The sequence below is a fragment of the Corynebacterium nasorum genome (assembly GCF_022347325.1).
Lineage (GTDB): Bacteria > Actinomycetota > Actinomycetes > Mycobacteriales > Mycobacteriaceae > Corynebacterium > Corynebacterium kefirresidentii.
In genome coordinates, this window is record NZ_JAKRDU010000017.1 from 18,442 (window position 1) to 39,718 (window position 21,277).

Annotated in this window: 29 protein-coding genes and 1 pseudogene; 18 read left to right on the forward strand and 12 right to left on the reverse strand. The window is 52.0% G+C overall.

Annotation, left to right across the window (positions count from 1 at the left end; all coding sequences use genetic code 11):
* Nucleotides 1-67: 67 nt before the first annotated feature.
* The gene (locus tag MHK05_RS10570; RefSeq protein WP_023021027.1) at nucleotides 68-1,441 is read left to right on the forward strand and encodes an NAD-dependent succinate-semialdehyde dehydrogenase; all 1,374 of its coding nucleotides are present in this window, start codon (nucleotides 68-70) and stop codon (nucleotides 1,439-1,441) included.
* 139 nt (nucleotides 1,442-1,580) lie between these two features.
* On the opposite strand, the gene MHK05_RS10575 is transcribed toward MHK05_RS10570, so the two are convergent.
* The 8 genes and pseudogenes from MHK05_RS10575 to MHK05_RS10615 form a co-directional block, all read right to left on the reverse strand.
* Nucleotides 1,581-2,261 (reverse strand): tyrosine-type recombinase/integrase, encoded by a 681-nt coding sequence (locus MHK05_RS10575; protein WP_239206655.1) that lies wholly within the window; start codon nucleotides 2,259-2,261, stop codon nucleotides 1,581-1,583.
* Nucleotides 2,262-2,284: 23 nt separating this feature from the next.
* The gene (locus MHK05_RS10580) at nucleotides 2,285-2,680 is read right to left on the reverse strand and encodes an Arm DNA-binding domain-containing protein (protein WP_239206657.1); all 396 of its coding nucleotides are present in this window, start codon (nucleotides 2,678-2,680) and stop codon (nucleotides 2,285-2,287) included.
* A 78-nt stretch (nucleotides 2,681-2,758) separates the two neighbouring features.
* The gene (locus MHK05_RS10585) at nucleotides 2,759-3,073 is read right to left on the reverse strand and encodes a hypothetical protein (protein WP_023021029.1); all 315 of its coding nucleotides are present in this window, start codon (nucleotides 3,071-3,073) and stop codon (nucleotides 2,759-2,761) included.
* 184 nt (nucleotides 3,074-3,257) lie between these two features.
* On the reverse strand, nucleotides 3,258-3,674 hold the full coding sequence (locus MHK05_RS10590) for a hypothetical protein (protein ID WP_239206660.1): 417 nt from the start codon (nucleotides 3,672-3,674) through the stop codon (nucleotides 3,258-3,260).
* Between the two features lie 811 nt (nucleotides 3,675-4,485).
* Nucleotides 4,486-4,866: an ImmA/IrrE family metallo-endopeptidase gene (locus tag MHK05_RS10595; RefSeq protein ID WP_239206662.1), complete on the reverse strand. Its 381-nt coding sequence runs from the start codon at nucleotides 4,864-4,866 to the stop codon at nucleotides 4,486-4,488.
* A pseudogene (locus MHK05_RS11935) lies at nucleotides 4,866-5,810 on the reverse strand (DUF3800 domain-containing protein). Before MHK05_RS11935 ends, MHK05_RS10595 begins: the two are co-directional and overlap by 1 nt.
* Before the next feature lie 138 nt (nucleotides 5,811-5,948).
* Nucleotides 5,949-6,947 (reverse strand): RhuM family protein, encoded by a 999-nt coding sequence (gene rhuM, locus MHK05_RS10610; protein ID WP_239206668.1) that lies wholly within the window; start codon nucleotides 6,945-6,947, stop codon nucleotides 5,949-5,951.
* Nucleotides 6,940-7,440: a helix-turn-helix domain-containing protein gene (locus tag MHK05_RS10615; protein ID WP_239206670.1), complete on the reverse strand. Its 501-nt coding sequence runs from the start codon at nucleotides 7,438-7,440 to the stop codon at nucleotides 6,940-6,942. The genes rhuM and MHK05_RS10615 overlap by 8 nt, the downstream gene beginning before the upstream one ends.
* Nucleotides 7,441-7,589: 149 nt before the next feature.
* On the opposite strand from MHK05_RS10615, the gene MHK05_RS10620 reads away from it, so the two are divergent.
* From MHK05_RS10620 to MHK05_RS10630, 3 genes are all read left to right on the forward strand, one after another.
* Complete coding sequence (locus MHK05_RS10620; protein ID WP_239206672.1) at nucleotides 7,590-7,817, forward strand: XRE family transcriptional regulator; 228 nt, start codon at nucleotides 7,590-7,592, stop codon at nucleotides 7,815-7,817.
* Nucleotides 7,818-7,878: 61 nt separating this feature from the next.
* The gene (locus MHK05_RS10625; RefSeq protein WP_239206674.1) at nucleotides 7,879-8,604 is read left to right on the forward strand and encodes a Rha family transcriptional regulator; all 726 of its coding nucleotides are present in this window, start codon (nucleotides 7,879-7,881) and stop codon (nucleotides 8,602-8,604) included.
* A gap of 118 nt (nucleotides 8,605-8,722) precedes the next feature.
* Entirely contained in the window at nucleotides 8,723-8,905 is a 183-nt protein-coding gene (locus MHK05_RS10630; protein ID WP_239206676.1) for a hypothetical protein, read from the forward strand.
* Between the two features lie 20 nt (nucleotides 8,906-8,925).
* On the opposite strand, the gene MHK05_RS10635 is transcribed toward MHK05_RS10630, so the two are convergent.
* Together MHK05_RS10635 and MHK05_RS10640 are read right to left on the reverse strand one after the other, a co-directional pair.
* Complete coding sequence (locus MHK05_RS10635; RefSeq protein ID WP_239206679.1) at nucleotides 8,926-9,510, reverse strand: hypothetical protein; 585 nt, start codon at nucleotides 9,508-9,510, stop codon at nucleotides 8,926-8,928.
* Between the two features lie 440 nt (nucleotides 9,511-9,950).
* Nucleotides 9,951-10,445: a hypothetical protein gene (locus MHK05_RS10640; RefSeq protein ID WP_239206681.1), complete on the reverse strand. Its 495-nt coding sequence runs from the start codon at nucleotides 10,443-10,445 to the stop codon at nucleotides 9,951-9,953.
* Between the two features lie 327 nt (nucleotides 10,446-10,772).
* On the opposite strand from MHK05_RS10640, the gene MHK05_RS10645 reads away from it, so the two are divergent.
* The 8 genes from MHK05_RS10645 to MHK05_RS10680 all read left to right on the forward strand — a co-directional run bounded on the left by MHK05_RS10645 (nucleotide 10,773) and on the right by MHK05_RS10680 (nucleotide 14,480).
* A complete protein-coding gene (locus tag MHK05_RS10645) occupies nucleotides 10,773-10,991 on the forward strand; it encodes an excisionase family DNA-binding protein (RefSeq protein ID WP_239206683.1) in 219 nt (72 codons plus the stop codon).
* Between the two features lie 702 nt (nucleotides 10,992-11,693).
* On the forward strand, nucleotides 11,694-12,605 hold the full coding sequence (locus tag MHK05_RS10650; RefSeq protein WP_239206685.1) for a YqaJ viral recombinase family protein: 912 nt from the start codon (nucleotides 11,694-11,696) through the stop codon (nucleotides 12,603-12,605).
* Nucleotides 12,605-12,775, forward strand: a complete 171-nt coding sequence (locus MHK05_RS10655; RefSeq protein WP_239206687.1) for a hypothetical protein — start codon at nucleotides 12,605-12,607, stop codon at nucleotides 12,773-12,775. Before MHK05_RS10650 ends, MHK05_RS10655 begins: the two co-directional genes overlap by 1 nt.
* Complete coding sequence (locus MHK05_RS10660) at nucleotides 12,772-12,978, forward strand: hypothetical protein (protein ID WP_239206689.1); 207 nt, start codon at nucleotides 12,772-12,774, stop codon at nucleotides 12,976-12,978. Before MHK05_RS10655 ends, MHK05_RS10660 begins: the two co-directional genes overlap by 4 nt.
* A complete protein-coding gene (locus MHK05_RS10665) occupies nucleotides 12,978-13,187 on the forward strand; it encodes a hypothetical protein (RefSeq protein ID WP_239206691.1) in 210 nt (69 codons plus the stop codon). The genes MHK05_RS10660 and MHK05_RS10665 overlap by 1 nt, the downstream gene beginning before the upstream one ends.
* Nucleotides 13,188-13,259: 72 nt before the next feature.
* On the forward strand, nucleotides 13,260-13,787 hold the full coding sequence (locus MHK05_RS10670; RefSeq protein ID WP_239206693.1) for a hypothetical protein: 528 nt from the start codon (nucleotides 13,260-13,262) through the stop codon (nucleotides 13,785-13,787).
* Nucleotides 13,788-14,273, forward strand: a complete 486-nt coding sequence (locus MHK05_RS10675; RefSeq protein WP_239206695.1) for a single-stranded DNA-binding protein — start codon at nucleotides 13,788-13,790, stop codon at nucleotides 14,271-14,273. It begins immediately after the preceding gene.
* Complete coding sequence (locus MHK05_RS10680) at nucleotides 14,274-14,480, forward strand: hypothetical protein (RefSeq protein WP_239206697.1); 207 nt, start codon at nucleotides 14,274-14,276, stop codon at nucleotides 14,478-14,480.
* 160 nt (nucleotides 14,481-14,640) lie between these two features.
* Here the strand turns inward: MHK05_RS10680 and MHK05_RS10685 are convergent, their stop codons facing one another.
* Nucleotides 14,641-15,342, reverse strand: coding sequence for a DUF3800 domain-containing protein (locus tag MHK05_RS10685; RefSeq protein ID WP_239206699.1), 702 nt, complete (start codon nucleotides 15,340-15,342; stop codon nucleotides 14,641-14,643).
* 442 nt (nucleotides 15,343-15,784) lie between these two features.
* On the opposite strand from MHK05_RS10685, the gene MHK05_RS10690 reads away from it, so the two are divergent.
* The 6 genes from MHK05_RS10690 to MHK05_RS10710 all read left to right on the forward strand — a co-directional run bounded on the left by MHK05_RS10690 (nucleotide 15,785) and on the right by MHK05_RS10710 (nucleotide 20,153).
* On the forward strand, nucleotides 15,785-15,943 hold the full coding sequence (locus tag MHK05_RS10690) for a hypothetical protein (protein WP_239206701.1): 159 nt from the start codon (nucleotides 15,785-15,787) through the stop codon (nucleotides 15,941-15,943).
* Entirely contained in the window at nucleotides 15,921-16,847 is a 927-nt protein-coding gene (locus MHK05_RS10695) for a hypothetical protein (protein ID WP_239206703.1), read from the forward strand. Before MHK05_RS10690 ends, MHK05_RS10695 begins: the two co-directional genes overlap by 23 nt.
* Nucleotides 16,844-17,341 (forward strand): RusA family crossover junction endodeoxyribonuclease, encoded by a 498-nt coding sequence (locus MHK05_RS10700; RefSeq protein WP_239206704.1) that lies wholly within the window; start codon nucleotides 16,844-16,846, stop codon nucleotides 17,339-17,341. The genes MHK05_RS10695 and MHK05_RS10700 overlap by 4 nt, the downstream gene beginning before the upstream one ends.
* 424 nt (nucleotides 17,342-17,765) lie before the next feature.
* Nucleotides 17,766-18,596: a RelA/SpoT-related domain-containing protein gene (locus MHK05_RS10705; RefSeq protein ID WP_239206705.1), complete on the forward strand. Its 831-nt coding sequence runs from the start codon at nucleotides 17,766-17,768 to the stop codon at nucleotides 18,594-18,596.
* Between the two features lie 691 nt (nucleotides 18,597-19,287).
* Nucleotides 19,288-19,521, forward strand: a complete 234-nt coding sequence (locus MHK05_RS11940; protein ID WP_367403378.1) for a type II toxin-antitoxin system HicA family toxin — start codon at nucleotides 19,288-19,290, stop codon at nucleotides 19,519-19,521.
* Complete coding sequence (locus MHK05_RS10710; protein ID WP_239206706.1) at nucleotides 19,521-20,153, forward strand: hypothetical protein; 633 nt, start codon at nucleotides 19,521-19,523, stop codon at nucleotides 20,151-20,153. The genes MHK05_RS11940 and MHK05_RS10710 overlap by 1 nt, the downstream gene beginning before the upstream one ends.
* A 318-nt stretch (nucleotides 20,154-20,471) precedes the next feature.
* Here MHK05_RS10710 and MHK05_RS10715 read toward each other — a convergent pair whose 3' ends face one another.
* Nucleotides 20,472-20,864 carry a DoxX family protein gene (locus MHK05_RS10715; protein ID WP_239206707.1) on the reverse strand — a complete coding sequence of 131 codons (393 nt, stop codon included), beginning with the start codon at nucleotides 20,862-20,864 and terminating at the stop codon, nucleotides 20,472-20,474.
* Nucleotides 20,865-21,277: the final 413 nt, after the last annotated feature.

Consider the following 21,277-nt stretch of genomic DNA (forward strand, 5'->3'; position numbering starts at 1 on the left):
TGTTGTGACAGGCACAATGCCTGCGCGATGTACATCAATATCAACACCCCATAGGAAGGAAGTCCCGATGTCTAAGGGCTACGCAGTTACCAACCCCGCCACAAATGAAGTGGTAGAAACCTTCGATACCTTTACCGACGAGCAGATTCAGGATGCACTAGCCAAGTCTCACGAGGCCTTTCAAACCTGGCGTAAGACCCCAATTGACGAGCGCGCCAAGATTGTCTCCCGTGCTGCCGAGCTCTTTAAGGAGCGTAAGGGCGAACTAGCCAAGATTGAGGCCCAAGAAATGGGCAAGGCCACCCCGGAAGGGGAGTGGGAGATCAACTTCTCCGGCGATATCCTGCAGTTCTATGCGGATAATGCGGCAGAGCACAATAAAGACAAGCCAGTCGATGTACCCGGCGGAAAGGCCGTGGTTCGCCGCCTTCCCGTTGGCTCCCTCCTGGGCATCATGCCGTGGAACTATCCCATCTACCAGGTCGCCCGCTTTGCCGGACCGAACCTGATGAACGGCAATTGCATTTTGCTAAAGCATGCCGAAATTACCCCGAAGTCCGCCGCTGCTATCGAGGAGATCTTCCGCGAGGCTGGCCTGCCCGAGGGAGTGTACATCAATATTTATGCCGACCATGACCAGATTGCGGACGTTATTGCTGATCCGCGCGTCCAGGGTGTTTCTCTCACTGGTTCTGAGCGCGCCGGCGCCGCCATTGCGGAAATCGCCGGCCGCAACCTTAAGAAGGCTGTGCTGGAGCTCGGCGGCACTGATCCGTATATTATTCTCGATGCCGCCGATATCACTAAGGCGGCTGAGGAAGCCTGGGTCAAGCGCATCGAGAACGTCGGCCAGGCCTGCACCTCCAATAAGCGCATCATCGTCATGGAGGATATCTACGACGAGTTTGTTGATGAAATGGTGCGCATCGCCGAGGGAATGGCACAAGGTGATCCTTCCAGCCCAGCGGATAACCAGTACTACCCAATGTCCTCGCGCAGCGCCGCAGAGAACCTAGACAAGCAGGTCCAGCGCGCCGTGGACAATGGCGCCACCATCCGTACCGGTGGCGAGCTGCATGAAACCGCGGCCTATTACACGCCAACCGTGCTTACCGACGTCCCCGTAGGCTCCGACTCCTACTATGAGGAGTTCTTCGGCCCTGTGGCCGAAATCTATAAGGTCTCTTCCGAAAAGGAAGCAGTGGAGCTAGCCAATAACTCCAACTACGGTCTGGGCGGCGCCGTCTTCTCTGAGGACACCGAGCGTGCCACCAACGTGGCTGACCAGATCGATACCGGAATGATTCACGTCAACCTGGGACAGTACTTCTCTCCGGTGCTGCCTTTCGGCGGCATCAAGAATTCCGGCTATGGCCGTGAACTTTCTGTCTTTGCCCTAGACGAGTTCGTAAATAAGCAGTATCTGTACATCAACGACTAGGCCACAAGCCGTTCTAGCCCAGAGGTAATAGGGCTGAATACAAAAGTTCCCGCTTAGCAAAGCTAAGCGGGATTTTCGCTCCTCCAACTGGGCTCGAACCAGTGACCTAAACCCTATTTAACCTGCATAAACACCCTTTTTAAGCCCTACGTGACGACAATCTGACGACACCTGAAATCTTTTCATCCACAGCGCTGCCCACCGCCTCCAAATCCTCATCAAACAATTCAGCGTAAATATCAAGCGTCATCGCCGCTGAAGAATGGCCGAGCTCACGCTGGATAACTTTCACATTCGCCCCAGCCGACACCATCAACCCGGCGGCCACATGCCTAAGACCATGCGGAGTCACACGCGGAAAATCCGGGTACTTATCCATACACCTATCCAACGCGTTGTAGTACCACTTGCCATGCGTAGGCGGCTTCATCGGCGAACCATCACGACGCGGCCATAACAACTCATCCGGGCTTTTCCCTTCCATTACCGGTATAAGCATCCGCATCACCGATGCTGGCACAGCCACTTCGCGTACCTCATGCGTCTTAGGCGTGCCAATAACCACTTCGGTGCCTACTGTGACGGCGTTTCGTTCAACGCTGATTCGGTTTCGCGTGACGTCTATGTCGCGGACTCTGAGGGCTGCTGCTTCGCCCCAGCGAAGACCCACGGTGCCTAGTAGCCATACGAGTTCTTTGTACTTAGTGCATTCGTTAACGAGTAGTCCGAGTTGTTCTGCGGTGAGGTATATCTTTTTGGCGGCGGTTTTGCGGGGTAGTTTAATTCCTCGGGCTGGGTTGTTGCGTATGGCTTTGTCCATTACCGCTAAGTCGAGGATTTGGGCTAGTACGGCGTGTGCTTGTCGTACGAGTGAGGCTGATTTGTCCAGTGATGAGACCCAGGCTTGTACTTCTGATGGTTTGATGCTTGATATTTGCGGTTCCCCCATTGTGGTTTCACGTGGTTTCGCCATATAGCGAGCATGTCGTATTTAGTTTTGGGTTTGAGGTGGGTGATGTTCGTGAGCCATGGGACGGCCATTTGTTCGATGGTGATTTTGCCGGCGTTGGGGTTTATCCAGTCGTTTTCGCGTATATTGACTGCGTTTTTGTCGGCCCATGCTTGCGCTTCGTTTTTGGTGCGGAATCCTCGTTTTGTGTGGGATGTGCCGTTTGGGTCGCGGTACTGGACGCGCCAGGACTTTCCTTTTGCGGTCTTGTAAGACTTGATTGAGGACATGATAGAGATCTTTGTGTTGTATAAAAGCCCCGGCAATCCAAATACTGTGGATTGCCGGGGCCCGGTGGAGAGATAGGGCTATGCGGCTACTGGGAATAGAAATTCGCCGACTTTGAGGCCAATCTCAACAATGGTTTTGGTTACTTCAATGCCTTTCTTAGCGTTATCGAGTCGCTTGGCAGCGATTTCTGCTTGTTGCAGCTTTTCTTCGGGGGTCTTTTCCTTCTTTTGGTGCTTGGCGTTCTCTGGCTGAGAGGAGTTGCCTTCTGTGGTGGTAGTTGTTGTTGCAGTGGTTTCTTTGGTGGGGGCTGCGTCGTCTGCCATTGCTGGTGCGATGGCGGTGGTGGTGGCGATGGCCAGGGTGGTCAGGCCGATGGTTGCTTTACGTAGCATTGTGTCTCCTTATCGGGGGGGGTGCTTTCAGGGTAGGTTTACCCAGTAAGAAGGGTAGTGCCTGTGCGGGGAAACTGCATTCTTTTGTGTCAGTCTGCACAAGTTTGAGGTGGATGGGGGAATAAAAAATTGCCTTGAGCACTAGTGTTGTGCCCGAGGCAATGGTGGAGTTGAAAGACGTGTGTTAGGCGAGCTTGCCGGCGATTACGATGATCTTTTCTACGACCTTCAGTGCGTCCTCGATTTTGCTGAAGTCAATGTTCTTGACGAACTTGTCGACCTTAGCGTTGAAGTCTTCAGTCTTGCTGGAGAGCTGGTCGAGCTTTGCGTCGAAGTTCTTCTTGTGCTCTTCGTGCTTAGCGTCGAGGTCTTGCTTGTTTTCCTTGTGCTTGCTGGAGAGCTCCTCGAACTTGGCGTGGATGCCTTCCTTGTCGAGCTTGGAGGAAGCTGCGTCGTTTTGTTCAGGGGTGGCTTCGGTCGTGGTGACGGCGTCGGCAGAGGTAGTTTCAGAGGTGACGGTGTCGTCTGCCATTGCTGGTGCGATGGCGGTGGTGGTGGCGATGGCCAGGGTGGTCAGGCCGATGGTTGCCTTGCGTAGCATTGTGTCTCCTTGAGTCGTATGGGGGTGTTAAGCACGCAAAAAGGAATGCTAGCTTATTTTAAAGGAAAAGTCAGGTTTTGTGGTGGAATGCACAGGAACTGAAATGGGAGGGTTTGGTCGAAGCGTGTAGGCGCCCATGGATGGCCTCGGTGAACTACTAAGTGTTTAGTGTTGACGCTTACATTAAATTCTTGGTATGAGGGTGGTAAGTCGGTTGTAGTAGTTCGCCTAGTTCTTTAATTTGATGTCGTGCTGAATAATGGTTGCGGGGTTAGCTTTAGTCGGCTAGTGTTTTCGACACCGGCTGGGGATGTACGTACTGGCCGGTTGAGAGTACGATTCCGCTCTCCTGATCTTTTCTACGTTGGTTGTATTAATGTAGAAAAGTAGCTCATGTTGCGGCCGCTAAGTAGTGCTGGTACCCCTTGCACTCTTAGCGGCCTTTTACGTTTTACTAGGCTAACTTCCTCTGATTGTGGTGGGCCATACTTTACTTTGAATATCCTGCGTATGGGTACGTTTCCTGTGGTATGAAGTCAATTTCACAGAGAGAGATGTAGCTATTTTTAGTTAGTAATATTAGGCTTAGTGCTGTCGGTCAGAGTTCTTACGCTGGCTGACTTTAGGGGCACTCTTACCCTAAATCCCGCCGCCTTCCTTCTGTACTCTAGCGGCGGGTCTAGGAAAGGCCGCTGGGGCTACGTAGTTCATCCTTGTAGAAAGGCATCCGGCGGCCTTTTCTGCTCTATCTGGGATAGTGGTAAAAGAGGAGGGGCATAGTTTGTGAAACTCATGGCCCCTCCTTTTGCTGCTAACTGCTTTTCACCAATAGTGCTGTGTACAGTCGTTGCCATGATTTCAAAATATTGACGGTCACCCCTAACTCTGCAGCAATTGCCGCCGGGTAAGGACCGTAAACTTTCTCAGCAACAGCATAGTCAGCCGGGGAGATAAGTAGTCGGGCTGCGAACCTGTCGGCACGTAGCTCATGTGCCCCGTGGTGACCGGGCGGGTCACCGTAGTGCGCGTGGCCGAGCTCGTGGGCTAGGGAGCATAGGGTGGTGGCGTCATCCATGCCGAGGCGGAGCGTGATGGTGTTTCTGCGGGGTATCCATGCTGCTTTCGGCCCACCACGATGCCACCTAATGTGGTAGCCCCGGGCCTCAGCAGCCTGAATAAGAGCTTCAATCATCAACAATTGCCTTTGATTTGTTCCAGTTCCTTCTGAAATTCCGGAGAACTAGCGGCAAGCATATTTTGCATCATTTGACTGTTTATTTGCTTTTGCCGGTTTTTCTTAGCTTCGGTTCTAGCTTCGGACTGCCAAAATTTGGTGGTTTTCACTAACTGGTTTGGAAAGCATCGAGAGTCTTTGCTGGGTGAGTTAGACCAGATAACTGAATTGTTAGTCGTTTGACATAGTCGTGCGAGGTTTTGCCCCATGTCTACAGCCCAACCAAAGGCGGAAGTTTCTGCAAAATGATAGTCCGTTAGTCGGCCAAGTATCGCGCATATCCAATCTGCCAATTGGATTGTTCCGTATAGTCTGCTATCGGCCTGAACAGGTATCTCAATGATGCTTCTGTTTTCCTTATTCTGGCGAGAATATATCGTTTTCCCTAAAGTGGCGACGGCGCGTTCACGGTTGTCTGTGTCGGTGGCATCCATGATTACCATTAGTTTTTGGTTTGCTTTAAAGGCGAAGGTTCCGAGTCGGTTTATTGATTGAATGAGACAATGCTCTTCAAGAGTTTGGGAAGTCTAATTAGTCTCTTTGACTGTTCCGATGGGTTTTTGTTGACCGTAGAAGAAAATCCTTCCGTCTAATTCTCCTAGCTTTCGGAATATGCGGTTGATAGCGGGATTGATTTCCTCGCCATAATTTTCGATGTTTGTTGTGGTGAGAAGTTTTGAGCCCTTCTTCTCCCATCGTTTCGGATGAACCTGTGAGCGTTTGATTTCCCAGTCAAGTAGGTGCTCCTTTACATATTCGAAGTAGCCACCCATCTGACGTACATTTTCGGCAGGGAGTATGTATCCGGCGTAACCGAATACAGGGTGTGTGTTGTATTTAGGGTGGTCGTGTCTGATGTAGGGGCCTTGGTGGCCAAATTCATCCAAGTAAGCAATAAGCATAATGTCCTTGAAATGACTCAGCGGCTAGAACATTAAATGCTCTAGCCGCCGGAATTAGCGCGGTACATGTATTTCAATGCCGCCACTGTGTTTAGTGATTCTATATGGTTCCGGCGAATTTCGCTAACTATATGTTAGTCATTGGGGGTCTTCACCTCGTTTCAGAGTCTTGACCTCGGCTTCTAGAGCTTTCATGTCTATTTCGTTGACTTTAGAATCGAGTTGACGTTGGTAAGCGTTCCATTCTTCCTCGGACTTGTTTACTGCTTGCTTGTGCTTTCTCTTTCCGTATCCTTTGAGGACTTCGCGTTCATTGAATACGAGCCAGGCTTCTGTCTTTTCCATCCAGTCTTTTAAGAGCATGGTTTTACCCATCTCGGCTTGGTCTTCTGCGTAGTCCAGGAACATGGTGGTGAGTCTGCGCATGCGTTTGGCTTCGTCTTCGGTGAGGAAGTTTTTAGCTACGCTCATGTCACTTTTATGGGGCGCTTCTCCGTCCCATGTTGTGAGCCCAGCGTATGGTTTGGTGCGGTCTGCACGTTCCCAGATTAGCTCCGCTGCGGTTCGCCCATGAGTGGCGAAATGAAGTCGGTTTTGAATCCCGGCGAAGAATTGCTGGACTTCCTTAAATGATTTCTTCTCTTGGTAATCGGCGCTGGTTGCGGATATAACATCGCAGATTTTACGAAAAAATTGGCGTTCAGAAGTTCGGATCTCTCGAATAGTCTCGAGTAATTCATCGAAGTGGGTATCGACGCCATCGTGTTTGAGTTTCTGAGCGTCGATAGCGAATCCCTTGGTGAGGTATCCGCGTAGAACTTCTGTAGCCCATTTTCTAAATTGTGAACCGCGGGGGCCTCGTACTCGATAGCCGACGGCGAGAATCATGTCCAGGTTGTAGTGTTTAGTTTTCCTGTCTTTACCAGGCTGTTGTAAAAGTTTTTTACATTTAGCTTCGTCGAGTTCTCCTTGTTTGAGTACTTCACGTATGTGGTGGTTTATTGCCGGAGCCCCGACGTCAAAAAGTTCGGCCATCTGGCTGGTATTGAGCCAAGCGTCGTTGTCTTTTATCTGGAGGCGGACGTGTGCTTTGCCATCTTCGGTGGTGTAGATGGCAACTTGGTCTGGGCTAGTCAATGGGGTCTTCACCTCGTTTCTCCCGTTCTTCCTGCTCGTTAGGTGACGAATCAGCGGCGTATTCATCCGGGTCGTAATCAAACTCGCGGACAACACCATCATCGTCATCATGCAGTGAATCAGACGGGCCGGACACGGGGGCACCCGAACGACGAGAAGCTAACTCGTCTATCTCATTAGCGCGGGTAGCGGGATTGAGTCGGCGCGCTAGTTCAATCGCGAGTTCTCCGTCCTCTGTGGTGTCCAATAGTTTGCCGTTGTTGTCCAAGTGGCTCATGGCTTCCGCTTCGGTGATATGGCCGAGGTCTACCAGTGCGTCGATGGGGTTTACGTGTAGTCCTCGGCTGACCTTGATTATTTCGTCAGCGGTGAGTCCGTCTTGGGTTAGGCGGCGGGTCACGGTCGGGCGTGATGCTCCGATGAGTTTGCCGATTGTTTCTGCGGTTACCCGTTGTCCTGTCGCGGACTTGTACCAGTCTCGGTAATCAATCATGCTCACATCATAATGTGTCAAAAATGACGCACGCAACCCGTGTTTAGCTTTACAAACGAAAAATGGGTGCCCTCATAGTGAATCACAATATTGACATTATGGTGACAATGATTCATTATTGAATCAGACGAGCGAAAGGAGGAGACAAAATGGCTCAGTTCTTAATCAGTTTGGACGAGGTAGAGCGCGTTAAGAAATTAAACCGAATCGGCTCAACAGTCGAACTAGCGCAACGCACCAACGTGTCCCGTTCGACCTGGGGACGCGCACTAAGCACACGAACCCCCAAGCCGGACGTGCTTCAAGCACTCGCAGCCCTCGGCGCTAGGCCAGACCGAATCCTCGTTGCCGATGATTTGGAAGCCCTAACCGCATAAGAAAAGGCCCGGTGCCAGAACACCGAGCCAAAAGAGGCTACTCAATAAGGAGCTTAACACAATGGATAACCAACTGGTTCATGCCAATACTGACGGGACCCTAACCACCACTTCGGAGATTATCGCCGGCGGCGTTGGGATTCAGCACAAGAACGTGTTGGAGACGATTCGTAAGAACCAAGCAGACTTCGAGGAGTTTGGCCCCATCGCGTTTGAAACGCGAAAGGGTGCCGCGCTTCCTCAGGGCGGATACGGCAAGTCCACCAACATCGCGGTCCTGAATCGTGAGCAAGCGATGTTCGCAATGACCCTGTTCCGCAATACGCCGGCGGTGGTTGATTTCAAGAAGAACCTCATTAAGGCCTTTGTGGCTATGGAAAATCAACTGGTACAGGCTGAGCACCAGCTAAACGCGCTTATGCGTGAGTCTCAGATGCGGATGGAGTTGTGTCAGGCGGCGAAGGGGCTTATTCATCCTGACCACTTGGAGGCGAAGGCGAGGATTGTACTCGCTCGTGGTTTGGGTGAGGCTCCGGAGTTGGACCCGGAGACTCGGCCTTTGTACACGGCGGACTTTTTGAAGTCGAAGAATCTTTCCAACAAGAAGATGAAGTCGGTGGCGCCGATGTTCGGTAAGCGCATGAAGGCTTTGTACACGCTGGAGAAGGGGCGCGAGCCGGAAAAGTACGACCTTACTTTGCCTAACGGGCAGGTGCGCCAGGTTAATGGTTACACCGAGGCCGACCGGGCGTTGATGCAGCAGGTGTGGGATGAGTACTACGCCTAGCGCATATGTAAAAGCCCCGCGTGTGGGCGGGGCTTGTCGGACCTACTCGACAGTGTCGAGTGTATCGGATTATTCAGGTTTATTCCGGGTTTATTCGGTTTAGGGAAGGAATGTTGTCGTGGGAGATGTGAAGTTAACGCCAGTTAGTTTTTATGCTCTTGTTTCTGGCGTGAAAGTGACTGTTTTTGATGGTGCGGTGTCGGTTTCGGTGGATGGTGTGGTCCGGCTGGATGGCGATGATGTTCAAGCGTTGGTCGATTCGCTTAGCACCGCCAATCGCTTCGCCGAGCTCGGGATTTAGTGGAGGAGTGTTGTTGATGTTTACCAGTCTATGGTCTTGGCTGCGGGGCCGTGGGGCCAGCCGGGGAAGTTCTGTTGGTCGGTTGGGGAATTATGAATTGCCTTCCACTTTCCGAGTGGCGAGTGCCGGCGCCGATGGAGGTGTTCGAATGGACGCCATCGCCATTGTTGAGCCTCTTGAGCCAGGTTCATCCGGAGTGCTTGATACCGAATCTTGTTTTTCAGAATGGCAGGATGTGGAGTCTGCCATGCGACATGTAGGTGTACTTTATCCAGGTCGCTACACGGTATTTTTAGAACCTTCGGGCCGAATTTTTCTCCAGGCTGAAGCTGAGTCTCGGGGTAGAGGTCCCAGTGTTCGCCATTGTCCCAGAGGAGGGACATCTTGACTCCGTAGAGGGGTTGGAAGCCCTGGTAGTGGAGTTGTATTTCGATTTCGTCAATGGGCTCTTTCATTCCTGAGATGACGGTGGGGGTTCCGTAGTTGCTGAAGCCCATTGCTATTTGGTGTGCGCCGTCGTATTGGCGGGCGTGTTGAAATTGTTTGATTCCTAGTAGTAGTGCGGCAAGTCCGGTTATTGCGCTTATGAGTGCGGTTATTGCCATGAGTTTATTTTAGCCCGTCTAGCAGGCGGGGGAGTGCAAGCCTCCCCGCGGGCACGGGGACCAGCATGTCCCAAATTTTCGTCAAAGTGACTTAACCCCCAAGGGGTTAGGCCTGGGCGGAAAACGTTGTATAGAGAACTGAAAAGTGGATTGTCCTGATAGAAGATACCGGGCCAAGAACCACGTGACGTGTCCGTGAAGCATTGGCCAAGCCGACAGGCAGGAACCCCGCCGTAAGCGGGAGGGAACCACCAAGGACGTAAAACACTAGGCCGTGGATGAGCTACTCCCCGGGTGCAAGTCCTGGGCGCGGCACTGGCCTCACACACCGTGAGGCGGATAGTTGATTGTGGAGGGGAGGTGTTTCGGTATGGTTGCTCCGATTATTATTTCGGCGTGTGCCTTGATTTCTGCGGGGTGCGCTATCTATGTCAACCACATCAATCGGCACTAGCGATTACTGCTTTTTGTTGCTGTTTACCGTCGCTGTCTGTCCAGCGTAGGATGTATTTTCCCTGGAAGCCAAGGAGTACTTCGATGACGTCTCCGTGTTGGAGGGTGGCGGCGGTTTCAGCGTTCATGGTGGCTGCTTGGTCGTCTCTGGTTGGGTTGATGCTGACGTTGGTGATGGTTTCGCCGGTTTCGTTGGCGATGGCGTAGTTCTTTTTGCTCTCGTGGTGGAGGGTGACGTTTCGTCGGTTTGCTGCGGCGAGTTTCTGCGTGTATGCGGAGATTGTTGCTTGTGCTTCGGCGATTTTTCGTTGTTCTGCTGCGGCTTGTTCGGCGCTGCGGGCGGCTCGGTCGGAGCTTTCTGCGGCTTCGGCTTGTGCAGTCTTTGCTGATTTGCGTGATTTTGATGCGTCTATTGCTTGCCAGAGTGCGATGCCTGCAGAGATGGAGGCGATGAGCGTGGAAATTATTTCGAACGCGTTCATGCTTTCACATTTTATCTGGCCTCTTCAGGTGGCCTGAAGGGGCGTACTAGCGCAGAGTAGTAACTATTCACATTTTTCTTGTACCTACTACAGGGGCTAAAGAAATTTGTGCTTGTAAAAGACTCCGGGGTTCGACTCCCCGGCAGGCCACTAGGGGTTGTTAAGGGCGGGTTGGACACTGACCGCTTCAAGGGCAGTATCCCAGGATTTGGCGGTTTCAGCACTTGCCGCTGCTGCGCTCTGCTGCATCTGCATCCCCGTTTATTTTTCGGAAGTTTTCATGGGTGAAGGCCCCTGCATGAACTGAGAAGTGCAGGGGCCTTACCCGTGATTCAACCTCTTCTTTCCAGAAAGGTCGTTATGGATGGTATCAGAAAATGGTTTACCGCGAAGGAAGCTGCTGAGTATATGGGTATGCATCCGGAGACGGTGTATCGAGTTTTGCAGCGTAAGGAATTGCGTTCGGTGAAGACTGGGCGCACGTATCGCGTCAATTCTGAGTGGTGCGATGCTTTTTTGATGGGGGAGAACCAATGGGTTTTATAAAACGCATGTTTCAAGGAACTAATCGAACTTTTGTAATGATTTGGAGGTAGATGATGCGTCAGATTACGGCTTCTGAGGCGAAGGCTTATATGAGGGATGTTGAGGCTCGGTTGAAGACGATTTACAACCTTGCTCATCTTCCGGAAAAGACTCGTCGTCAGATTCTAACGCTTGCTAGTGGTGCCAATAGTGTGACCGGTCAGATTTCTGCTTATGAGAGGAGGTTTTGCCGTGCAAAACACAAGTAGTCGCTTGCAGCGTCGTGAACCTACGCATAAGGAGGTTGCGTATTGGAAAGACATCGCTGAAAAGCGGATCCGTTTCGCTTGGGCGACTGGCATTTTTGGTGGTTTGGTTGGTTTCCTGTTCCACGCAGTGATTTCGGTTCCGCCGGTATGGATATAGAAATCACACTCGAGCAGGCGTACCAGCGTTACCGGCCTGTCAAATATAACGGGGAATGGTGGGTAGACCTCGGAGATAGGCCGCGGAGCTTTCAGGCGTTGAAGACGGCGTTGGCGTACATCAAACGTTGCCATGAACAGCGTGAACGCTGCCTTTACGCGAATTGTCTCATCCGAGGTGAGGATATGCCCGGCCTGGGTTTGGGTTTTCGGTTCTGTGAGCGCCATGCAAGGAACGCGAAGAAAGTTCTGCGTGAGTCGAATAAGGGCACCACGATTTTTAAGAGGAAGAACTAAATTGAGGATATTCAAACCAGAGAATAATGATGAGTGGTTCGAGTTCCGCCGTCAGCACCTCACCTCAACGGAGCTAAGGGACCTGCTTTTAAGCAGGACTGCTAGACAGTGGCAGGAGCTGCGCGAGCAGAAAGAAACAGGGAAGCGGTGGGGCGGTAATGACTACATGGTTTGGGGCACAGCCCGTGAACCTATACTGGCTCCGCTTGTGGTGGAGGTTGATTCGCGTCTTGTGTACAACGCGGACCCACAGACCATCATCATCAACAAAGATGATGAGCGCCTGTGTGGCACCCCAGACCTTTTCAGTGAGGACGGGGAGGTGATTGGTGAGATTAAGACCGCTAAGCACCCGTTCACTGGTGGGGGTTGGCATGATTGGTGCCCCGACGGGTACTACCTGCAGGTGCAGGCAAACATGTGGCATGCGGGTGCCGAGGCGTGCGTGCTGCTGGTGGAGTACTACCAGGAGCAGGACGGGGAGTTCACCCCGGACGGGTACGAGTATCAGGTAATCCACTATGACTCCAAGGTGGTGGAGGACATGCAACGCACCGCCGCGCAATGGTTTGCCTGGCTGGAAGGCACCACCCCGGATTGGATGGGTGAGGTCACCAGCCTAGAAGACGCCGACGAGGTAGAAGACCTCGTAGCGCAACTAGCAGATGCGGAAGAAAAATCCGCCAGCTGGTCTGACCTAGCCAAGACCTACAAGAAAGACCTTTTGAAACTACTCGGTGATTCCTACGCGGGTACGCACGCCGGCTACAAGGTGAGTGTGTCCACCACCAAGGATTCTAAGACTTTCGACAGTAAGGCGTTTAAGACCGCCCACCCGGACCTCTATTCCGAGTTCAACACCAAAACCCGACGAGGCTCCACACGCCTCCGCCTAACAAAGGTCGTCAACTAATGAGCATCTACACCACAGAACCAAGCAAGGGAGCAAAGAACCGCGCCCTAAACAGAGCACAATGCGAAGCCTTCGACTGGATACGCGACCACGGAGACACATTTCCAGAAATGCGTGACCTCTACCAGCAAATCCACGACCAGGCAGACAAGGAGCGCCAGAAACTATGACTCCTATTCCGAGTGATATGCCGCGGCGACGACTCGAGGTCGCGCGCACCGTGACGGAAGCAAACTATGCGGCGCTGACTGCTTTTGCCGACCAGGCGCATTACCTCATGGAGTGCTTCACCGCCCGCGGCCACGATGAGGAAACCGCCCTCGAACTCACAGAAATCACCCTCGCCCGATTCGACGACGAAAGGAACATCTAATGAGCAACGAAATCGCCACTAACAGCACTATCCCCCCGGAGGTCACAGACGCAGGCCTCAACGACCTCATGCGCCAAGCAGAAGCCATGAGCGCCGCTCACAAACTCGCCACCGTTCTCTGCAACACCCAAATGGTGCCCCAAACCTTCCGCGGCAAACCAGACGATGGAGCTGCCGCCATCCTTTACGGAGCGGAGTTGGGTCTATAACCGCAGCAGGCACTGCAGCAAATATTCGTGGTGCATGGGCAGCCGGCTATTTACGCCCGTACTATGGTCGCCTTGCTCAAAGGTAAGGGTTACCGCTTTGAGACCGTGGAATCCACCGACGAATCGGTCACGGTTCGCGGCACCTCGCCAAGCGGTGAGCAAGAAACCTCCACCTGGACACTAGACCGCGCCAAGAAGGCGGGTTATACCTCAAATAAGAAGTATCAGACTGACCCGCAGGCCATGCTGTACGCCAAGGCTGCGTCGGAAGTCTCCCGCCGCCTCGCCCCGGACGTACTCCTCGGCATCAAATACACCGCCGAAGACCTAGAGCTAGAACCAGTGCAGATGAACGCCAAGCGTCAGGATGTGGCGCGGCAGGCGTTGTCTGCCCCGGCGCCGAAGATGAAGAAGCAGCAGAAGCAAGATGAGCAGCCGGACCAGTTCGTTGAAGACGTCAAGCAGGCCATCGCAGAGCTCACCACTGCTGAGGAAGTAACCAGCTTCATGCAAGAAATCCGCAACGACGGCGACGTACCCGAAGAAGTCATCGACCTAGGACGGAAGCGTTGGAATGAGCTGCAGGAGGAAGCAAAGTAAATGATTGATGTCATCACTCTTACTGGTGGACTCCCGCGGGACGCAGCATTACGCTTCACGCCACAGGGCGCGGCGGTTACGAATTTCACCCTCGCTAACTCGGATAATAGGTACGACGAAGGGCAGAACCAGTGGGTGAAGACTCGCAGCATGTATCTAGATGTCACCATTTGGAACGAGCAGGGTAATAAGCAGAATCCCACCCCGTGGGCTGAGATGGCCGCAAACCTGAAAAAGGGCGACCAGGTAGCCGTCACCGGCAAGCTCGTAACCCGCTCGTGGGAAACCAAGGAAGGGGAGAAGCGCAGCAAGGTTGAGTTCACCGCAATGCGCTACTACCTACTGCCCACCGCGCCACAGCAGCAGCCAAACCAAGCTCAACAGCGGTGGAACAACGCCGCACAGCAGGGCCAAACCGCCGCCAGCGGGGCGTGGTCGACCCCGCCGGCACAATCGGGACAGCAGAATCAGGAGCCACCATTTTAAATGGGGTATGTAAAGATTCAAGCCGCCGAACTTCCCGAATACAAGGGTAAAAGGGTGGTTCTTTTCCCCTCTACCTTTGGCCCAGAGAAGATTGCCGACCGCATCACCTACGCCGCTGAATACGACGGCACAGTTCACGGGGCCACCAGAGACGGACGCTTCACTCTCAAAGCAACCTCCACCGTCCTCGTCGACCCCACCACATAAGCACGGAGGCGGTGTCTTGTGCTTAAACCGAGGTAGTGCAAATGGAACCGTGCAGAATCTTGACTGATAGCGTCAAAAGAGGTTAAATTGAAATCACGACGAGCCGGTTACCGGAACGTTGTCGCCTGGAGCCGCGTAGGCTCCAGAGCTTTTTTTAGGCCTAGGGACGCCACTTCCGCTCGTACACGAGGGCGGGGCCGAGTGCCTTGACGAGTCGCTTGGTTGCTTTACGCGCCGACTTACTAGCGTGTTTTTCTTCTCGATGACGGCGCAGTACATAGACAGACATGTCGGCCGCCTGCACGCCCCTACTGGCCCGGGAGTCAACAAACTCAATGTCGCCGTCAACGCAAAGCAGTTTTTGACTGCGGTACCCTGGGGTATCCACACGGATAAACCTTTGGATTGCCTCGTTAAAATCGTCTTGCTGCGGCACCATGTCGGCGATGACCTTACACATCTCCCCGTCACGTGCACAATACTCATTAACTCTCTCAAGCGTGTGACGGAGTACAATCTCGTGAGGACTATCCGGGTACTTGTAGCGCGCATTGAGTCGATTAACATCAACACCCTCGAGGTAGACTTGGGCGCCCGAGTTCTGTATAGCGTGCAGCACTTTCTGATAGATGGTCATGCACGCGCCAAAGTTACCGTTGAGGCTTTTCCAGTCGTCCAGCCCATTCATCAGGGCGTGGCCATGAAACTCGGGAGGGGCAGGCCAGCTGTTGCGTTTCTGCACACTGTTGGCAAGTTCATCGAGCCGTGTAACTAAGGCCTCATTTTGCTTTTCGTTGACCAGGACGCCTGCCACGTAATAGTGACCTTTCTGGTAAGACTCGTCAACGAAAAGTTGATACATGCGAGGCGTTCTCCTGTCGTTTGGGTACTAATTATCCTAACCCACGTACTACGGCCTTATTCAACGCCCTAAAACGCATTACCTACTTGAATGTTTGCTTGCTGAGGCAGCGAAATTGAAACGACAGGTACTGTCACCTAGAGGTGTGCACCAATTCAATGAATATTAACCCCGCTTTGTTCAGGACCTTAATAGTCCACCAGCGGGTGGTTGAGTATCGCTTTTCTTGGCAAATATTTATATCATCGTCGGTGTAGTGATTGTATGGGTATACAACACCACATCGCCTTAAGCCGCTGTCATTCTTTGATGGCGGCTTTTGTGCATCCTAGGGCCATTCATTCATGGGCACTTTGTGCTTTACTTGATTTTCATTTAACCCCGCTTTTGGACTTCACAGTCCACAGGCGGGGTTTCTTTCAACCCCAAGGGACTTTTATCCATGCCTAACCCAGACCACCGTGCCCGCGAAGACATGCGCGCCTACCTCGAATCACGCGACCTTTATTGCGCCAGGCCAGACTTCCTCGACGCACTCATACACCTATTCCAATCCATAGAGAAAGGAGGAAAAGACGATGCCCCGAATCAGGACGATTAAACCCGAGTTCTGGTCCTCGCCGGATGTGGCAAAGGCGTCTGCTGTGGCGCGCCTGGCCTACATCGGGATGTGGAATTGGGCGGACGATTACGGGCGCGGAACCCTCAACTTAAAGGAGTTAGAGGGGTTCATTTTCCCCAACGATGACATCAAAGAACTTAGCGTAGGAACTTCCGAGAATTTCCGCCGCGTCGTGAAGGAAGTTGTAGACACCTTCGGAATCATCATTTATGAGGTCCACGGACGCACCTACTACGCCATCCCAACATGGGCGGATCATCAGCGCACAGAACGCAAAGCTAAGTCTAAATATCCGGCCCCAGAAGACGGCGAAAACGTCTCTGACCAGTGGAGTGACGGAAGTTCCTACACTTTCCTACGCGCAGCGTCGGAAGTTCCTACACAAGGCGGCGGAAGTTCGCGGAAACCGGAGCATAGGAACAGGGGAACAGGGGAACAGGGGAACAGGGGAAGGGAGGGGGTTAAGGAAACCAGTAACCCTACTGGTGGACAAGACCCCAACACCGAAAGCCCCCAACCTCAAAATCTGGACGAGTTAGCGGCGGCTCACGCCGCACGCACTCGATGCCCGAAGCATCGCCATATCCCGGCCGGCGAATGGGTCGAGGAGGATTGCCGCGAATGCCAGAAACTCCGCCAAGGCGCCGAAGCAGAAGCGGAACGTGAACGCGAAGCCGCCCTCAAAGCCCGCCAAGAATGCGCCCTCTGCGACCCCAACGGCATGCGCTACGAAGATGGCAAAGCATGGCGCTGCAACCACAAACCAGAAACAGCCCCAAAAACCCGCCCAGAAGCCCCACAGGCGGACAAGCAACACACCCGTGGGCAATCAGTCCAGAACGACAAACCAACCCGCCAGAAGCCAAAGGAACCACCATTTTGAGCAGAACACGAAAAATAGCCAAACAAGCCGGAGCACGCCGCGTGATTCTTGTCCCAGCTTCGGAGGTCAAGACCTGCAAACCGGAGGGAATCAACACCAACCCACTCACTTTCCAAGTTGAAGGAACCCCAGCCCCGCAAGGTTCAAAGCGTTACGTCGGTCATGGGCGCATGATTGAATCCTCAAAGAAACTCAAACCCTGGCGCGACAAACTCATACAAGAACTAAGCGCCAGCTACACAGACCAGCCGCTAGATGAACCCATACAGGTCACAGCGGCTTTTTTCATGCCCAAACCCAAACGACCACGATTCCCCGAACCAGCCGTAACCCCCGACGCCGACAAGCTGGCCCGCGCCGTGGGGGATGCATTGCAGTACGCCGGCGTCATCAAAGACGACTCACGCATCACCCAATGGCACATCACCAAGCAATACCACCCACAAGGCTGGACCGGCGCCCACATCACCATTACATGCAAAGGCAACCAATGATCTACCCCTGGCCCTTTGATGACACCAACGAACCCAACCCAGACGAACTAGAAGAACAAGAAGACGACTCATGGCAAGACCGCGCCTACGACCTCTGGGCAGACAAATAAACCTTACCCAACCACACGGAGCAACGATGACTAACCTCACCACCAACCACACGGAGAAAGAATAACCCTTGGAACAAGCCCACACGCAGTCAGAAGACAGGCACACACCACACACAACAAAAGCATGGCCCAACGCACGAACCATCTGTTACAAACTCCAACAACAAGGCCACAACGTAAGCCCAGAGCTCCACAACGTAAGCCCAGAGCTACTGCGGAAATGGGTTGAGCGGTGAACTATATACGCGAAAAAGAACAGGGAAACGTTAATATCTATTCATTGAATGAAGTTCTACAACAGGTAAAGAGAGTCCGTGAAACTTAACGAAGAACACCCGTTCTCAAAGGGCACCATAAACCGTATCGGAGAAGGGATTAGAGGTAGGAGGGAGCTCAATGAAGATGACTATCTTCAAGTAATGGCATGGTTCGATAAGTTAAATGAAACCGTTATTACAATTGCTTTAGAAGAGGTTGAGGAGTTCTCTCAAAGCGAGGACTTTCATGGCGAGACTTATCGAATTAAACCTCCAATCGAGTCCAGTCATCGGGTAAAAACTGATGACACCATAGCCGATAAGCTTGATCGGCTTAGTACAAAACTCAGTCGTGTCCAGGATTTGGCCGGGTGTCGTTTGGACCTTGACTGTTCTTTGGATTGTTTGTCAGAAATTTCTGACGTCTTGCAGGTCCGGTTTGAGACCGAAGGTGCAGCGGTAAAAGAAAGAAACTATTTAAAAGATTCCCAGTATGGATATCGTGCAATACATCTTCACTTGACTGCTCCTGCGGGGCGTGTTGAGCTTCAGTTAAGAACTAAGACGCAGGCAGCCTGGGCAAATTTAAATGAGGTGATCGGGGATAAATTTGGTCGAGTCCATCGGTACGGCGAACTTCCTGATGGTGCGCCAGAAATCTACAAGATGCTGGTAGATAAGGCGCAGGATATTGCAGAAGCGATACAGGAGCTCGAAGAAAAGAAAGCAAAATTATTTCGTCAGATAGACAGCGATATACGTAAGAAAGGGGTAGACTGCGGTCCATATCAAGATGTCAGGTTGGATATTGATAAACTTGACGACAAATTGGTTGTTCAACTGAAGCAATTGGCTGATTCAATTGGCTCGATTGGTGAAGAAGCTTAAGGCAAAGGAGTGGCAGTGACTTCCTATCTCATTGAATATCATAGGCCGTCAGGCGAAGTCTCTGTGACGTCGTATGTGGATGCTCAGGCAGCGTTAGAAGAGCGGATACATCGCTCGCGAATTCGCAGAAGCCGAGACACTGAAATTGTCACAGTCAGGGCGAACTCCATGGAATCTTTACGGAACACTCATGCACGATACTTTGCGCGGAGTGATGCCTGAATTTCTGTCACGCTGTGTGCTATAATCGTCGACGCGACGACACTATATGCCCTCAACACACGTTGGGGGCATTCGTCGCTTTCAAAAGCCTTGTTGCCTGACTCAACGACCACTAAAACGGCAAATTCAGTAACTGACCCATGAGATGCAGGCCACTGGTTCACGACCAGAACAAGGCACAAAACCGAACTCGACCACCAGAACCCATAAAGGACCCGCAAGAAGTCTGGCTCACAGCACGAACCACCTGCTACAAACTCCCACAACATGGACACAACGTCAACCCAGAACTACTTAGGAAATGGGCAGAACGGGGGAGGCTTTCAAAAGGTCCCTTGATGGGGGTAATTTGTACCCAGTAAATGAAGTAAAAGACCTGATATGCAGGGCTTGAGAAATTAACTGGCATAAAGTGCTGAAGATATTGCTATTCTTAAAGTCCGTTAGCCGAAGAAGTGAACGGAGGGAAATGCCCAAAGGATTCCCTACATGCTCATACCGAAAACTGCGAAAGATAATTGAGAAATATGCGGACGGCCCTTTGCGTTCAAAAGGAAGTCATGAAATTTTTCGCTCAAGAATAACCGGGAAAAATTTTACTTTCCCTCATCGCAATAAAGATTTCAAGACCGCAACTGTTCGTAACATTCTTGTAAAGCAGCTTGGGCTAACACAAGAGCAAGCACTCAAGGAGGTGCGATAATGCAGAATGGTTACAAAGTGGTGTTCCGGCACTACGAAGATGAGTGGGAAGCCTATGCGGTGGACCACGGAGCCTTTGGATATGGTAAAAGCATTTACCAAGCCCGAGAGGACTTCAAGGAAGCTCTTAGCTTATTGCTGGAAATTCCAGTAGAAGAGATCCATCTCGTTGAGTATCTCGAGGAGTGCGTCTACGAAGAAAGTGAGTCCAACCCTGCGATATGGGTAAGGACACGTCAGGATTGGGATGATGCAGACCGTATGCTGGAACGCAGAGACATTCGCCAAATTATTTGCGATCATCTCCAAAAATCCCCCGAGTATCTTGCCACGTTTGGGGGAGAAACTTCTGCGTTCGGAGACGTTATAGCTGCGGTGTGCTTCTCCGATGATCTCCTGGAAGACCTCCTCGAACAAGTACGAGAAGCTGACAGGCTGTTTGTATGTATGCCTACCGAAGAAGGCTTGCTATGGAATTGTATCTTCACTGCAGAAGCGGACAATCTCCCAGCCGAAAAAATAAACATCCATAGCTTAGATCTTCCGCCGCTACCGACTGTTGGAGATTTTATGATGGCAACTGGGGTTACCTCCAAAGCCACAAACCCGAAGAAGATTTTAGTTTCCGCATAAGGTTTGTCACGCTGTGTGTTATAATCGGCGCGACGACAACTTATACCCTCAACATACGTTGGGGGTATTCGTCGTTTTAACACGCCTTATAGACACCTAAGTTCTAACGATCTAGAGCGCCCCTGAACAACACCCATAGGGCACAGCCTGCCGGTTTACAACCGGAACAAGGCACAACACACCGCCTCCACACCCGCGAGCTTAGCCACAAGCTAGACCGTGCACGAACGCAACTTCACAGCTAAGACAAACCAAACAAGCAAGACCCCAGGCCATAAATAAAAAGGCCTTGGAAAACCAAGGCCAACAATCAAACCACTACTTCTTGGCGGGTAACCCAGCCGCGTGCAACGCCCCTGCAATCAGCACCGGCTGAAACAACAAACGCGCAAAGCGCTTAGTATCAGTATCCAACCCAAACCCATTATGCCGCTCCGCATATTGAGCAATATTTCCAGGGAAGATAGCGGTATAAAAAGCCGCCAACGCAACACCAAAATCAGCGCGACGACGCCGCGACAGCAACAAACCTGCCCCTAACACAATCTCCGCTACACCGGACGCCACAACAACAGCATCCTTGGAACCAGGAAACCAATCAGGAACCTGAGCCTGAAACTCCTCACGCTGATGAGTCAAATGCGACACACCAGCAAACGACATAAACCCACCAAGAACACCAGCAGTAAAATACTCACTAAACTTACTCATACCCAAAACCTACTCCTCAAAATCACTCAGCAACGAAATAATTTCAGCCACGCCCAACATCTAGCTGTGTCTTAAACTCCGTGCCCCGACCAGCAAAAAACCACAGCAGAGGCCCAATGAGCGGATACGCAAGTGCTGCCAAAACCAACAAAAGCTTAACGCCCCAACCAAAACCAGACCGCACAATTGACACCACAGCGCAAAACCAAAAAACAAGCGGCACAACAACAAGCAAAATAGGTACGATGCCCCACCACGTATTGTTCGGGTCAGAACCTTGCTCAGCCAAAAATGAGGTTACCCTCAAGTAGTGGACACCCTATTTGTATGGATCTTGTGTCCGTAGGAGAGGATGTTCATTGTGAATCAACAGCGCAAGAAGTACACGCCGGAGTACCGGCGTGAAGCCGCAA

What these genes read in the sequence shown, in the direction of transcription:
- MHK05_RS10570 (WP_023021027.1), top strand. Translation starts at nt 68, where the DNA reads ATGTCTAAGGGCTACGCAGTTACCAACCCCGCCACAAATGAAGTGGTA.
- MHK05_RS10665 (WP_239206691.1), top strand. Translation starts at nt 12,978, where the DNA reads ATGAGCAACGAAATCGCCACTAACAGCACTATCCCCCCGGAGGTCACA.
- MHK05_RS10685 (WP_239206699.1), bottom strand. Translation starts at nt 15,342, where the DNA reads ATGTATCAACTTTTCGTTGACGAGTCTTACCAGAAAGGTCACTATTAC.
- MHK05_RS10575 (WP_239206655.1), bottom strand. Translation starts at nt 2,261, where the DNA reads ATGGACAAAGCCATACGCAACAACCCAGCCCGAGGAATTAAACTACCC.
- MHK05_RS10580 (WP_239206657.1), bottom strand. Translation starts at nt 2,680, where the DNA reads ATGTCCTCAATCAAGTCTTACAAGACCGCAAAAGGAAAGTCCTGGCGC.
- MHK05_RS10585 (WP_023021029.1), bottom strand. Translation starts at nt 3,073, where the DNA reads ATGCTACGTAAAGCAACCATCGGCCTGACCACCCTGGCCATCGCCACC.
- MHK05_RS10640 (WP_239206681.1), bottom strand. Translation starts at nt 10,445, where the DNA reads ATGAACGCGTTCGAAATAATTTCCACGCTCATCGCCTCCATCTCTGCA.
- MHK05_RS10660 (WP_239206689.1), top strand. Translation starts at nt 12,772, where the DNA reads ATGACTCCTATTCCGAGTGATATGCCGCGGCGACGACTCGAGGTCGCG.
- MHK05_RS10635 (WP_239206679.1), bottom strand. Translation starts at nt 9,510, where the DNA reads ATGGCAATAACCGCACTCATAAGCGCAATAACCGGACTTGCCGCACTA.
- MHK05_RS10710 (WP_239206706.1), top strand. Translation starts at nt 19,521, where the DNA reads ATGCAGAATGGTTACAAAGTGGTGTTCCGGCACTACGAAGATGAGTGG.
- MHK05_RS10680 (WP_239206697.1), top strand. Translation starts at nt 14,274, where the DNA reads ATGGGGTATGTAAAGATTCAAGCCGCCGAACTTCCCGAATACAAGGGT.
- MHK05_RS10620 (WP_239206672.1), top strand. Translation starts at nt 7,590, where the DNA reads ATGGCTCAGTTCTTAATCAGTTTGGACGAGGTAGAGCGCGTTAAGAAA.
- MHK05_RS10655 (WP_239206687.1), top strand. Translation starts at nt 12,605, where the DNA reads ATGAGCATCTACACCACAGAACCAAGCAAGGGAGCAAAGAACCGCGCC.
- MHK05_RS10690 (WP_239206701.1), top strand. Translation starts at nt 15,785, where the DNA reads ATGCCTAACCCAGACCACCGTGCCCGCGAAGACATGCGCGCCTACCTC.
- MHK05_RS10595 (WP_239206662.1), bottom strand. Translation starts at nt 4,866, where the DNA reads ATGATTGAAGCTCTTATTCAGGCTGCTGAGGCCCGGGGCTACCACATT.
- MHK05_RS10715 (WP_239206707.1), bottom strand. Translation starts at nt 20,864, where the DNA reads ATGAGTAAGTTTAGTGAGTATTTTACTGCTGGTGTTCTTGGTGGGTTT.
- MHK05_RS10675 (WP_239206695.1), top strand. Translation starts at nt 13,788, where the DNA reads ATGATTGATGTCATCACTCTTACTGGTGGACTCCCGCGGGACGCAGCA.
- MHK05_RS10695 (WP_239206703.1), top strand. Translation starts at nt 15,921, where the DNA reads ATGCCCCGAATCAGGACGATTAAACCCGAGTTCTGGTCCTCGCCGGAT.
- MHK05_RS10590 (WP_239206660.1), bottom strand. Translation starts at nt 3,674, where the DNA reads ATGCTACGCAAGGCAACCATCGGCCTGACCACCCTGGCCATCGCCACC.
- MHK05_RS10615 (WP_239206670.1), bottom strand. Translation starts at nt 7,440, where the DNA reads ATGATTGATTACCGAGACTGGTACAAGTCCGCGACAGGACAACGGGTA.
- MHK05_RS10625 (WP_239206674.1), top strand. Translation starts at nt 7,879, where the DNA reads ATGGATAACCAACTGGTTCATGCCAATACTGACGGGACCCTAACCACC.
- MHK05_RS11940 (WP_367403378.1), top strand. Translation starts at nt 19,288, where the DNA reads ATGCCCAAAGGATTCCCTACATGCTCATACCGAAAACTGCGAAAGATA.